The 12,675-nt window shown below is 64.9% G+C and carries 13 protein-coding genes; all 13 read right to left on the reverse strand.

Annotated features, from left to right (window positions below):
* Positions 1 to 14: 14 nt before the first annotated feature.
* Genes JNX00_RS01420 through JNX00_RS01480 form a run of 13 tightly spaced genes read right to left on the reverse strand, consistent with a single transcriptional unit; the run spans position 15 to position 12,664 of the window.
* Positions 15 to 731: a hypothetical protein gene (locus JNX00_RS01420; RefSeq protein ID WP_070400230.1), complete on the reverse strand. Its 717-nt coding sequence runs from the start codon at positions 729 to 731 to the stop codon at positions 15 to 17.
* Positions 724 to 1,635, reverse strand: coding sequence for a hypothetical protein (locus tag JNX00_RS01425; RefSeq protein WP_204743872.1), 912 nt, complete (start codon positions 1,633 to 1,635; stop codon positions 724 to 726). Before JNX00_RS01425 ends, JNX00_RS01420 begins: the two co-directional genes overlap by 8 nt.
* 22 nt (positions 1,636 to 1,657) lie before the next feature.
* The gene (locus tag JNX00_RS01430) at positions 1,658 to 2,707 is read right to left on the reverse strand and encodes an FkbM family methyltransferase (protein WP_070400232.1); all 1,050 of its coding nucleotides are present in this window, start codon (positions 2,705 to 2,707) and stop codon (positions 1,658 to 1,660) included.
* Entirely contained in the window at positions 2,704 to 3,519 is an 816-nt protein-coding gene (locus JNX00_RS01435; RefSeq protein ID WP_204743873.1) for a phytanoyl-CoA dioxygenase family protein, read from the reverse strand. The genes JNX00_RS01430 and JNX00_RS01435 overlap by 4 nt, the downstream gene beginning before the upstream one ends.
* 45 nt (positions 3,520 to 3,564) lie before the next feature.
* Complete coding sequence (locus JNX00_RS01440) at positions 3,565 to 4,191, reverse strand: class I SAM-dependent methyltransferase (RefSeq protein ID WP_204743874.1); 627 nt, start codon at positions 4,189 to 4,191, stop codon at positions 3,565 to 3,567.
* Entirely contained in the window at positions 4,192 to 4,851 is a 660-nt protein-coding gene (locus JNX00_RS01445; RefSeq protein ID WP_070400234.1) for an acetyltransferase, read from the reverse strand.
* Complete coding sequence (locus tag JNX00_RS01450) at positions 4,848 to 5,915, reverse strand: GNAT family N-acetyltransferase (protein ID WP_204743875.1); 1,068 nt, start codon at positions 5,913 to 5,915, stop codon at positions 4,848 to 4,850. The genes JNX00_RS01445 and JNX00_RS01450 overlap by 4 nt, the downstream gene beginning before the upstream one ends.
* Complete coding sequence (asnB, locus tag JNX00_RS01455) at positions 5,912 to 7,792, reverse strand: asparagine synthase (glutamine-hydrolyzing) (protein WP_204743876.1); 1,881 nt, start codon at positions 7,790 to 7,792, stop codon at positions 5,912 to 5,914. Before asnB ends, JNX00_RS01450 begins: the two co-directional genes overlap by 4 nt.
* Positions 7,792 to 8,979 (reverse strand): DegT/DnrJ/EryC1/StrS family aminotransferase, encoded by a 1,188-nt coding sequence (locus tag JNX00_RS01460; RefSeq protein ID WP_239478229.1) that lies wholly within the window; start codon positions 8,977 to 8,979, stop codon positions 7,792 to 7,794. The genes asnB and JNX00_RS01460 overlap by 1 nt, the downstream gene beginning before the upstream one ends.
* Positions 8,980 to 8,995: 16 nt before the next feature.
* Entirely contained in the window at positions 8,996 to 9,997 is a 1,002-nt protein-coding gene (locus JNX00_RS01465) for an NAD-dependent epimerase/dehydratase family protein (RefSeq protein ID WP_204743877.1), read from the reverse strand.
* Between the two features lie 17 nt (positions 9,998 to 10,014).
* Complete coding sequence (locus JNX00_RS01470; RefSeq protein WP_204744975.1) at positions 10,015 to 11,127, reverse strand: DegT/DnrJ/EryC1/StrS family aminotransferase; 1,113 nt, start codon at positions 11,125 to 11,127, stop codon at positions 10,015 to 10,017.
* A gap of 2 nt (positions 11,128 to 11,129) precedes the next feature.
* Complete coding sequence (locus JNX00_RS01475; protein WP_204744976.1) at positions 11,130 to 11,708, reverse strand: acyltransferase; 579 nt, start codon at positions 11,706 to 11,708, stop codon at positions 11,130 to 11,132.
* A gap of 5 nt (positions 11,709 to 11,713) precedes the next feature.
* Positions 11,714 to 12,664 carry a Gfo/Idh/MocA family oxidoreductase gene (locus tag JNX00_RS01480; protein ID WP_204743878.1) on the reverse strand — a complete coding sequence of 317 codons (951 nt, stop codon included), beginning with the start codon at positions 12,662 to 12,664 and terminating at the stop codon, positions 11,714 to 11,716.
* Between the last annotated feature and the right edge of the window lie 11 nt (positions 12,665 to 12,675).

A 12,675-nucleotide genomic window follows, 5' to 3' on the forward strand; every position in this document is an offset into this window, starting at 1 on the left:
GGGCGGGGCAGGGATCAACGAAGCAGGGAGGACAGCCAGGTGCGCGCGCCATCGCCGTCGAACCGCAGTCGCCGCAAGGCATTCGGGTCGCCGGCGTGCGGGCGGGACGCGCCGTAGCGATCAAGGCTCTCGGCATTCAGGAACAGATGAATGGGGTGGAAGTTGTAGACACGCAGTCCACCACCGCTTGCGAGAAGCTCGGTGTCCAGATGGAAGCTCACCGCTGACATGGCGCGCTGGAACAGAAGGCCATCGTCCGCGAAATGCACCGGCGCTTCCACCAGGCCATTGAGCTGGCGAAAGGGGTGGATGTTCGCATCGCCGAACATGAGGTAGTTGCTCAGGTGCGTGACGCCAGCTTCTCGGTAGAGCTCCAGCCAGCGCCCGGAGGTGGTCATGGCGTGGCTGCGCAGCACCTTGGCCTCGGGCACTACGCGTGCCAGGTCCATCACGATATCGCGGGCCGAGCGCAGTGCCTCGCCACTGAGCAAGGGGTCGAAGTTGGGATGCAGCCCCAACTCGAACAGGGGATTGGCCCGCAGACGCGCCAGCAAGGGTGTGTCGTGTGTGACGAAAAAGCACGCCTTGATGGCCGCCCGCTCTATCAGGTCGATGGTGTCTTCGAGCACGGCGTCGTGCGCCCAGTCGATGTCGATAGACAGCACGCGCTTGCCAGTCCAACTGCTCGCTCGCGCGGGATCAATGTCGCGGAAGTGGATGAACTCAGCCATCGGAATACGCCAGGCCGATACCGTCGCGGCCGAATCGGTTGCCGTTGTAGAGCATGTAGAGCCGATCGCCGTGACGGATCACTTCCATCTTGTCGATCGCTTCGCTGTCCCATCCGCTCTCGCTCACTTGCAGGCAGTGGTCCGCTTGGCGCGTCCAGGTCACCCCGTCCAGGCTTTCCGCGTAGCCGCATCGGTAGCCGACATCGCGTCGTTTGACGGGGAACCACGCACGGTAGCGGCCGTGGTGCTCGTCGATAGTCATGCGCGAGATGTTCGTCTCGTCGTCTTGCAGCGGCAACGCCACTTCACCCGAGCGTGTCCACTCGATGCCGTCTCGCGAGCGGGCGATCTTGATGTCGTACCAGGAGCTAGCCCCCCCCGCGGTGAACTCGAACTTGAAGCCGGAGAGGTAGTACATCAACCACTCGGGGCCTTGGCGGATGACGGTGCCACCAGACACCATCCAGGGGTCGAAACGGCTGCGTTGTAGGATGGGCGCGGGGGAGTGTTTTCTGAACGTCTGTCCACCATCCCGGCTGATGGCCAGGCCGATGGCAGCATAAAACAACGGATCTTTCTTGCCGGTGTTCCAGCCCAGGTAGTAAAGGTAGAGGTCGCCGTTGTCGGCGCACGCGATACTGCAGGCCTGTACGCCGTGGTCGTCGAAGAGCCCCCAATCGCCAGGCACCAGCACCGGTTCGCGCGCGGGGTTCGAGGTCACTCCGGTCGCCAGGTCGATGTCGAAGTGGCCCACATGGGCGCGGTTGTTCTCATCGCGCGAACTGAAAAAGATGCGGTACCGGCTACCGCCGAGAGGTAAACGCGTGGGCAGCGCCGCGTGGCTGGCCTGCCAGGGCAGTGTGGAATCGGGCCGGTAGATCAGCCCTTGCTTGGTCCATTGCATGGCGCTTGCGCCTTCCTTCCTGTCAGGAGCGGCCGTACAGGTAATTCGACACCCCCTGAACCTGCCCACCCACCATTTCGTGAATGCGGTGAACGGCCAGTTGGCGATAGCCGAAGCGACGCATGTGGGCGCTCAAGCGTGGCTCGAGCGCGTCCTCGGTTTCGATCAGCACTTGGCGCAGTCCGCCCGATTGCAGGAGTCCCTGGGCACCCTCGAGCACAGCAAACTCGGCGCCGTCCACGTCCACCTTGAGGTAGTCAGGGTGGGGCAGGCCATAGCGCTCGATTAGCGAGTCGAGGGCGTCGGCCAGGCAGGGCTGCGCGTACATCACACCGCGTTCCACCAGGCCAGCGCGTTGATCGGCACCACTGAACTTTCCATGTGCGCCCTCGTAGGGCAGATCCGGCGAGACCAGTTCGATCAGTGCGGGCCGGTCGGACAGAGCCAACTGCAAAGCGGTGAAGGGGCGTTGAATCCGATCCTGGTTCAGCACGCGGTTCTTGCTCATAAGGCCAAAGTTGAGCGCGTCCGGCTCGAAGGCCACCACCGTGCTGGCGCGCGCGATGGCTGCATACAGGGCGAACAGGCCGTTTGATGCGCCCACGTCGTAGAAGCAGGCGCCTGCGGGAAAGGCATCCATCCAGGCAATGGTGTCTGGCTCGATGTCGAAGAAGCGCTCGGCGACGATGGCCGACAGCCTGTTCGGCGTGGCCAGGCGCATCGACCCGGTCGGCAGGGAAACTTCCATGTCCTGCGTCAAGGCGGGGCCGCGCAGGAGGTCGACGGGGTCATGGGCTCGCAGGCCCAGGGCGTCAAGCCGTTGGGACATCGCTCGCCAGGCCAGCCCGGCCACGAGGATGCGGCTGAAGCTGTGCTGCCGCTCGAGCGCTTGCTCGGCCGAGCAGATGGTGATGCCCTCGTGCATGCCGCCGGCCTTTCCGTCATCGATGATGCAGATGACGGGGAGGTCGGGCCGCTCGCGCTTCAGGGTGTCGAACACGAACCGGCCGACAGCACCAAAGCCGTAGAGCGCGATCGGCCCGGGAGGAATGGCGCGCAGGTCGGTGATCATGCGAAGGCGGCCTTGAGCTGCTCCGGCGTCGGAAAGTCCGGCGTGACCAGTTCCTGCTCGGGGCGGTAGACGGCGTAGGGGTGAGGCATGCCGCGATCGATGAAAGTCGACTCAGCGGCGTCGTTGTATCGCACGTGGATCGACCATCGGATGGCCTGCGTCACGTTGTTGCCCGAGCGGTGCACGGCGAAAGCCGAGAACACCACGAGATCGCCGGCCTTGACTTCGACCGGAACGAAGGCCTCGGCTGGCGCGACCGAGTTGGGAATGTGCCGATACCAGGTGTCTTTCTCGGTGGGGGCCAGGCCCTGCAGGTGGCTGCCGGGGATGAATTCGATGGCGCCCAGGCTCACGTCGATGTCGACGAGTGGTACCCAGATCACCACCGAATTGAGGCTGCCCTGCATGCTGCGCCAGTCCTGATGAGACGGCGTTTTGTAGTGTCCTTCGATCTTGGCCAAGTGGCGCGAGTTGAAGTAGATGATGGGCTTCACGCACACGATGGGCATGGTCAGACCCAGGCGCTGCAGCAGCTGGGTGATCCGCTCGGATACGACGAAGCGGTGCATGCCAAGGATGTGCTGCGCCGCGCGCGCGGCGCCGATGAAGTCCTGGTAGTTGGCGTTGAACAGCGCATAGAGTGCGTCTGCGAACCCCTGCTCGCCGTGGCCCTGTTCCACGATGCGGTTCTTGCCAAACATTTGCCGAAACACGGCCTGGGCTTCCTGGCGGATGGCGTTGACCTCCGCCGGGTCGACGGCATTGGGAAGGCAAACGAACCCGTCGCGCTTGTAGGTATCGATGATGTCCATGGGGCGTTTGTGGACCGGGGTCCGTGGAGCAAAGGGGGAGCGTGCTTACTTGCGGACAAGGATTGTCCACTCATACAGCGGATAGTCGTGCAGCAGCGCCACCTGGCGCGAGTAGTTGCGCTTGCAATGGTCGAACCAGAACAAGGGGTCGCCGTAGAACAGGTGGGGCTCTTGCCAGTCCACGTAGGTCGACAGCAGATTGAAGGCGAAGCCCTTGCGCGAATGGCGGTGCATTTCGTCGAGCTTGCCCAGGATGAACCGCTTCCACTCGTCTTCGCTGGCTTCGAAGCGCACGTTGAAGGTGCCCGAGACAAATGTGTAGTCGGCCTCGGTCTCTAGCGTGGTGCTCTGACGCAGGTCCAGTTCGCCCTGGAACCCGCCGAGGCGGGCGCGAGCGGTGTCGAGCATCTTTTCGCTGAGGTCGTAGCCGTGATAAGCGCTGACCTTCATTCCCCGCTCCAACAAATGGTCGAGGTGCGCGCCATAGCCACAGCCATAGTCGTTCACGCTGAAAGGCTGGGCGCCGGCGTCGACGACCGAAGTCAGCTTTTCAAACCGCAGGCGCTGCGACTCGGGCGTGTTCCAGCCCACGGCCGTGGAGACGGGGCCATTGCGCTCGAGGTTGTCGCTGTAGAGCTCGCTGATGCGAGACAGAGGCTTGGACAGGTCCACTCAGAACTCCAGTTGGTCGCTCGTCTTGGGGAAGGCCTTGGTGGCACTGGGCACGAACACCTCGCGTTCGCGGGTATCGCGAGCAATAACGGCGCCCGCGCCGATGAGGTTTTCGGCGCCGATGCTCAGGCTGTCATGCAGCGTCGAGTTGACGCCGAGAAAACTGTTGTCACCGATCTTGCAGGAGCCGGACACCACCACATGCGACGAGATAAAGCAGTGGTTGCCGATGCTCGAGTGGTGACCGATGTGGTTGCCGCTCCAGAGAATGGTGTTGTTGCCGATCTGCACGTGGGGCTGAATGACGTTGTTCTCGAAGATGAACACGTTCTCGCCGAAGCGGTTGCTGCTCCAGGTTTTGACGTTGGGGGCGATGAAGGAGGCGAAGGAATAACCCCGGGCCTTCAGTTCCTCATAGGTCGCTTGCCTGAGTTTGTTCATCTTGCGGTAGCCGATGGCCACGAAGACGTCGACCGCACCCGGTGGGTGGTGACGATCGAGCTCCTCGACCGTCACGATGGGCAGTCCGCCGAACGTGTCTTGGTTCTTGTATTGCGCGTGGCAGGCGAAAGCGCGCACGCGGTAGTCGGTGTACTCGTGGAAATAGTCGCGCACCACCTCGGCGAACAGCGCGGTGCCCACGACGACCATGTCTTTCATGTTGTCTCCTGGTTCGCCCCGGCAGACGCGAGGGCGGAAAACGGCAAAACGTAGAAGCCGGGGTACTCGCGCAACAAGGTCTCGCGCGTGGCGTTTCGTAGCCCGGCCGAGCGCAGCCGGGTGAAGTAGTGGTAGCGGATGTCCTGGGTGCCCCACTTCTTCTTGAAGGCATACACGCCGTCCTGCGTCAACCAGGTGCCACCCCAGTTCCACTGGCGATAGCCTGCCGCCATGGCGTCCACCATGGCGTCGTGGATCAGAAGGGGCAGGGCTTGGGAGGACCGGTGTTGCTCAACCACGCAGGGCGTGAAGTACTCCACCGTCTGATTGCCGTAGAGCAACAGCAGCGCGGCCACGCGCTCGCCATCGAGTTCGGCCAGGTAAATGGTCCACGCGTCGCGTGGCAGCCACTGGGGAATCTGCTGGAAGAAGCCGAGTCGCTTGGGCAGCCCGCCGATCGAGCGGATGTTCTGGTCATGGGTGGCGTGCAGGAACGCAATGGCCTCGTCCGACTGGGACTTCGAGACCGTCAAACCGCTGCGCTGGGCCTTGCGGATGTTGCGCGGGCGCGGGTCGTCGAACATGGCCATCAGGCTTGCCGGCTGCCGGTCCTCGGGGAAGACCGTGAACTGCCCGATGCGTTCGTCTCGCAGGTCGTGCGGCAGATGGGCCTCATAGAGCGCATGGTCGGCGACCAGTGGGTTGGTGATCAAGGTGGAAGCCACGGCGCCCATGTTCTCGCCGAAGGCGTCGAAGGCGCGCACCACGGCCAGCCAGGCCTGCTGATCGCCATCGGGGACGATGGCACCGCCGTTGCTGCCGTAAAAGGCAAGCGAGTTGACCACAGGGCCCAAGGCGCCGTGCTTGACCAGCAAAGGCAAAGCCGCGCGCAGGCCCGAGGCATCCTGCGCGGTCAGCCAGTAGGGGATGGATTGTGTTTCTGCCGCTACCAGGCCGATGTAGCCGGGGCTGGCGTAGATCAGCGTGCGCGGATCGCGGTAGACGAAGGCCTCGATGGCTTGGTCGCCCGGCCCTTCGATCAGTTGGGTGTGAAGGGCGCTCATGGCAGGGTCGTGGCGAGCCATTGCTCGACGTTGAGCAGCGACCAGATCAGCAGGCGCCGGTTCTGGCGTCCTTCGAGGTGCTCGTTGACGAGACCCGCGACGGCGTCGCGATCGAGCAGGTCGTACAGGCGGGAGTGCCCCCCGAGCAGCTTGCGGCGCACGAAGTCGATGCTCTCGCCTTTGAACCAGCTGGCATCGGGCGAGGAAAAACCCTGCTTCTCGGCTTGTGTGACGCTGGGGGGGATGTGGCGCGCCATCACGTCGCGCAGGATCTGCTTGCCGTCGCGGGTCTTCTCGAAGTACTTGACCGCCTTGCCGCCCGGCTCGTTCTCATTGATGCGCACCACCTCTGCCAGGTTGTTGAGCTTGAGGTTGACCGGGCATTGCATGGCGAAGTCGACCAGGTCGTTGTCCATGAAGGGCACGCGCGCCTCGAGCCCATGCGCCATGCTCAACTTGTCTTCCACAACGAAAAGACCGTGCAGGAAGGTCTTGGCCTCGAAGTACAGCGAGTGGTTGATGTAGTCCTCAGGCCGGTCGAGTTCGTTGTCGTGTGTGAGGAAGACGTCGCGGAAGATGTCGCGCGTCCAGACGTGCTTCACGTCGCTCCAGATCGGCGCGAACACCTTGGAGAGGACCGTATTGGGAATGAGCCGGTGCCAGAACACGTAGTACTGGTCGATGTAGTGCTCGAAGTCCTGGTTGACCACCGCGCGGTAGTAGCGCCATGGATAGCCGCCGAAGAGCTCGTCGCCACCGCCACCAGACAGCACCACCTTCACGAATTTGCTGGCCAGTTGGGCGGCATAGAAGTTGGGGTAGCTCTGCCCCACGCGGGGCTCTTCCAGGTGCCAGGCCAGCCGTGGCAGGCACCGCTCCATGTCGCCAGCCTTGAGCACCATCTCGTAGTGCTCGGTCTTGAAGCGCGCCGACATGGCCTCGGCCTTGACGCGCTCGTCGAAGGCCAGCTCGATGCCCGAGGCCGAACTGAGGTCGAAGCCGCAGGTGAAGGTCTTGAGGTTGGCGAAGGACTGGGCGGCGACCGCGGTGATCGAGCCGCTGTCCATGCCGCCCGACAGGTAGGCGCCCAGTTCGACGTCGCTCACGAGCTGGCGGTTGACGGCCTGGCGGAACAGGCGATCGAGTTCTTCCAGGTATTCCTCGCGCCGGCCCGGACGGTCGGGTTCGCGAAAGCGGTAGTCCCAGTAGCGCGTGCGCTCCAGCGGCGCGTTCGGCTGGCGCAGGTCCAGCGTGGCATAGTGGCCCGCGGGCAGCAGCTGTACGTCCTGCAGCAGGGTGCGGTCGGTGAAGATGTTCTGGAAGGTCAGGTATTCCAACAGCGCTGGCTTGTCCAGTTGGCGCTGGAAGGCGGGATGGGCCAGGATCGCCTTCTGCTCCGAGGCAAACAACAGCCGTCCATTCTGCTGCGCCACATACAGCGGCTTGATGCCGTAGCGATCGCGCGCCAGCAGCAGCCGGCGTTCCTTGCGGTCCCACAGGGCGAGCGCGAACATGCCGTTGAGCCGGACCAGGCCCTCGGGCCCCCAATGGGCCAGGGCGTGCAGCAGTACCTCGGTGTCGGACTGCGAGCGAAACCAGTAGCCCGCCGCCTGAAGCTCGGCGCGCAGCTCGCGGAAGTTGTAGATCTCGCCGTTGTAGGTGATGACGTAGCGGTGGTCGGCGCTGATCATCGGCTGGTGCCCGCCAGGCGACAGGTCGATGATGGCCAGGCGCCGATGCCCGAAGCCTACCGGTCCTTCTATCCAATGGCCTTCACCATCAGGTCCGCGATGGGCAATGGCATCCGTCATCCGTTGCAGGATGACCGGAGACACCGCGTCACCGGAAAGTTCGATGAGACCCGCAATGCCACACATCAGGGATTCGAGCTCCGGACCTGGTCGATCACGTAAGCCTGCTCGGCTTCGCTCATGCCGTGGAACAGGGGCAAGGAGATGCTGCAGTCGTTGGCGGCCCAGGCCTGGGGAAAGTCCGCCGGCGAGAGCTGGTACTTCTCGCGGTAGAACTGCAGCATGTGCACCGCATGGGTGGCCGGGCGGGTGGAGATGCCCGCCTTGAGCAACCGGTCCATCCAGTCGTTGCGGCGTGCGTTGACCCGGGGGATGGACTCGCGCGTGACCGGCTCCGGCTGAAACAGGCAGGGGTAGCTTTGGTAGCCGTGCGTCATGTTCTGCACATGGGCCGGCGTGCGCAGCCAGGGCAGGCCCGCAAAGGCCTCGTCGTAGACCCGCGCCAGCCGTTGGCGCTCGGCCACGATGGCCGCGGCGCGGTCCATCTGGGCCGAGCCAAGAGCGGCCTGGATATCGGTCATGCGCTGGTTGTAGCCGGCGTCCGGGTGGTCGGCCAGCAGGTAGGGGCGTGGGCCCAGGTGGCGCTGCAGATCGCTCATGGCCGCGCCATGGTCGCGCAGACGGCGCAGGGTCACGGCGAGCCCGTCGTCGTCGGTGGTGACCATGCCGCCTTCACCGGTGGTGATGGCCTTGCGCGGGTGGAAGCTGAAGGCTGCGGCGTGGCCGAAGGTGCCGACGTGGCGATCGCCGATGCGGCTGCCGAAGCCGCAGGCCGCGTCTTCCACCACCCACAGCTGGTGCGCGCGCGCCAGGCGGTTCACCCCGTCCATATCGGCCGGCAGGCCGAACAGGTGCACCGGCAGGATGGCGCGCGTGCGCGGCGAGATCTTGGCCTCGAGGTCGGCCAGGTCCAGGTTGAATGTCTCCAGGTCGATGTCGCAGAACACCACCTTGCCGCCCAGGTGCTCGACCACGTTGGCCGTGGCGATCCAGGTGAACGCCGGGACGATGGCCTCGTCACCCGGGCCGAAGCCCAGGGCCGCCAGCGCCAGGTGCAAGCCGGTGGTGCAGGAGGTCACGGCGATGGAGTGCTTGGCGCCGGTGAAGGCGCTCCATTTCTCCTCGAACTCGCGCACCTTGGGGCCCTGCACAAGCCAGCCGCTGCGCAGCGGCCCGAGCACGCTCTGAATTTCTTCCTCGGTGAGTTGGGTGCGCGCGATGGGCACCTGCATGGCGGCGGTGGTGGTGTTCATGGGGTCCTCTTGTGGGTCAGGCGGGCAGTCCGACGGCGGCGCGGCGGGCGGCGACTTCGGCCTTGTGGGCGGCTCGCCAGTCGATGAGTTTGCGCAGGCCTTCGCGCAGCTCGATGCGCGCAGTGAACCCGATCTCGCGCGTGGCCTTCACGGGCGAGCCGATGCGGTTGCGCACCAGCGTGGCCTGACTGCGGGGCGCATAGCGGATGGGCTGCTTGCAGCCGGTGAGCTCGATCAGCATTTCGGCGAGCTCTTTGAGCGAGGTGCGCTGACCCGTGCCAACGTTGTAGAAGCTGTCGACCGCCTCGGCCTTCATGGCGCAAAGGTTGGCCAGACCACAGTCCTCGACCGCCACGAAATCGAAGGCCTCGGAGCCGTCGCCCATGATGGTGGGGCTTTCGCCTTTGTCGATGGCGTCCAGCATCTTCATGATCACGGCGATGTAGGCGCCGTGGTAATCCTGGCGCGGACCATAGACGTTCATGTAGCGCAGGCCCACGAAGTTCAGGCCGTAGCGGTGGTGGAACGAGCGCATCATGGCCTCGCCCGCGATTTTGGTGGCGCCGTAGAAGTTCTGGTTGTTGAACGGATGGTCTTCGGTCATGGGCTCTTCGATGGCGTCGCCGTAGACCGATGCCGACGAGGACCACACCAGGCGCTTGATGCCCTTGGCCACGCAGGCTTCCATCACATTGAAGGTGCCGCGCACGTTCACGTCGAAGGCGGTGCGCGGGTACTCGTGGCACTGCAGCAGCCACAGCGCGGCCAAGTGGAACACGCCGTCGGCGCCGTCGAACGCCGACTGCAGGATGTCCGTTTGCATGATGTCGCCACCGGCCTCGTAGATGCGCACGCGCGGGTCCTTGAGTGCCTCTGCCAGGTTCTCGGCGCGACCACGCACGAAGTTGTCGTAGATCACGATTTCCTTGACGTCTTCGCGCAGTAGGTGGTCGACCGTGTGGGAGCCGATCAGGCCGGCACCGCCGACCACCACGAGTTTCTTGCCTTGGATGTCCATGATGGGTTTCTTGAAGTTCAGGGTTGGGTGGACGCGCAGGCGTCCTGAAGGGCTTCGATCACGCGGTCCTGCACGGCTTCGCTCAGATCGGCGGACATGGGCAGGCTCATGACGCGATCCGCCGCGAAGTCGCTGGCCGGTGTGGGGTGGGGCGGGCACAGGCCGGCATAGGCCGGCTGGCGGTTCAATGGCATCGGGTAGTGCACCGCCGTGGGCACGCCACGCTGTTCCAGTTCTTTTTGAAGCGCAGCGCGCTGCTCCACGAACACGGTGTACTGCGCCCAGACGCAGCTTCGGTCGGCGGGGCGGCCGAGCAGACCGATGGGCAGGCCGCTGGCGCGCAGCACCTGGCCCCAGCGCTCGCCAAGGGCGAGGCGCCGTTCGATCTCCCAGTCGAATCGCTCGAGCTTGGCCAGCACGATGGCGCACTGCAGCGTGTCCATGCGCCCGCCCACGCCGATGCGCGTGTGCACGTAGCGGCGCGATTGGCCGTGCACGCGGATCTCGCGCAGGGCCTGGGCCAGGCCGTCGTCGTTGGTGAAGATCGCCCCGCCATCACCGTAGCAGCCGAGGGGTTTGCTGGGGAAAAAACTGGTGCAGCCCAGAGTGGAGAGGTTGCCGCTGGGGCGGCCACGGTAGGTGGCGCCAAAGCTTTGCGCGGCGTCCTCGATCACCGCGATGTTGCCGTGGCGGGCCGCCACGGCGTTGATGGCGTCCATGTCCGAGGTCTGTCCATACAGGCTCACGGGCATGATGGCTTTGGTGCGGCTGGTGATGCGGGCCTCGATCTGGGTGGCGTCGAGGTTGCAGGTATCCGGCTCGATGTCCACGAACACGGGGGTGGCGCCCGCCAGGACGATCATCTCGGCCGTGGCGGCGAAAGTGAAAGGCGTGGTGATCACCTCGTCGCCGCGCCCGATGCCCAGGGCCATCAGGCCCATCAGCAAGGCCTCGGTGCCGCTGGAGACGGTGATGCAGTGCCGCGCGCCCGTGCGCTCGGCCAGTTTTTCCTCCAGCTCGCGAACCTCCGGCCCCATGATGTACTGGCCGTGTTCCAGCACGGCGTTGATGCGCGCCTGGATCTGCGGCTGCAGCGCGCGGTACTGGGTCTTGAGGTCAATGAAAGGAATGCTCATGGCGAGGGTTCCCGGCTGAGTTGCCGCCCGCTGAGGCGGTATTGCGTGCCCGTGTGCGGGCAGGTGTGGTGGCCGCTGCCCTGCAGGGGCAGCGGAATCGGTTCGCCGTGCTCGCTCATCCAGCCCACCTGGCGGGCCGGCACGCCTACCATGAGGGCGTAGGCGGGAACGTCGCGCGTGACGACCGCGCCCGCACCCACGAAGGCGAACTCGCCGATCGTGGTTCCGCACACCACGGTGCAGTTGGCGCCGAGCGTGGCGCCGCGGCGCACAAGGGTGGGACGGTACTCGTGCTTGCGCTCGACCAGCGCGCGCGGGTTGTGCACATTGGTGAACACCATGCTGGGTCCGCAGAACACCCCTTCTTCCAGGGTGACGTTGTCGTATACGCTCACGTTGTTCTGGATCTTGCAGCGGTCGCCGATCTCGACCCGGTTGCCCACGAAGACGTTCTGGCCGAGCGAGACGCCGCGGCCGATGCGCGCGCCCGCGCACACGTGCACGAAGTGCCACACGCGCGAGCCGTCGCCGATCGTCGCGCCTTCGTCGACGACCGCGCTCGGGTGGACGCTCACGCCGTTCAAGCGGACCGTCCTTTCAGGAAGGGGTGGCCTTCACCGGCGCGCGCCGCCGTGGGGGGGCTGTTGCGGATGGTGTCCACCACTTCGATGCAGGGACGGGCGTCAGCCAGGCCGTAGCCCCGGCCCGCCAGCACCTCGCGGTAGCTGGTGGTGTGTAGGTCGGTGAAGCCCTCGGAAAACTCGAGCTGCTCACCGCTGATGTCGATGTTGCGGAAGGTGGTCTTCTTGCCTTTCACCTCGGCCGGGAGGTCATCGGCGTCGATGGACAGGAACCAGCGCACCCGAGCGCGCTCGTACTCCAGGTAGCCCGCGGCCTTGGCCTCGGCGTTGAGATGCACCTCGTTGCGCAGCGCAGGACCGAAGACGAACTGCAGCATGTCGTAGAAATGCACACCAATGTTGGTGGCCACGCCGAAGGATTTGCGCGGGTCGCCTTTCCAACTTTCCATGTACCACTTGCCGCGCGAGGTGATGTAGGTCAGCTCGACGTCGAACTTGTTGTCGCGGGGCGCAGCCGCCACTTTTTCGCGCAGCTTCAGGATGGCGTCGTGGTGGCGCAACTGCAGGATGTTGTAGACACGACGGCCGGTCTCGCGCTCAACCTCGGCCAGCTCGTCGATCAGGGCCGGCGTCGGCACCAAGGGCTTCTCGCAGATCACGTCACAACCCAGCCGCAGTCCAGCCGCGATGTGGGCGTGGTGCAGGTGATTGGGCGAACAGACGCTCACATAGTGCAGGGCGGTGGCCGGGTCGCGCCGCAGGCGGTAGGCGTGCTCCAGGAAGCGCTCGAAGTCGGTGAAGAACTCGCTCTGGGGCGAAATGCTGTCGATGATGCCGACCGAATCGTTGATGTCGTACGCGACAGACAGGCGGTGACCAAGGTCCTTGATGGCGCGCATGTGCCGCGGGGCGATGTAGCCGGCGGCACCGATGAGGGCAAAGTTTTTCATGGAGTGGGGGC

The organism is Hydrogenophaga sp. YM1 (assembly GCF_016903055.1).
Taxonomy (GTDB): domain Bacteria; phylum Pseudomonadota; class Gammaproteobacteria; order Burkholderiales; family Burkholderiaceae_C; genus Hydrogenophaga; species Hydrogenophaga borbori.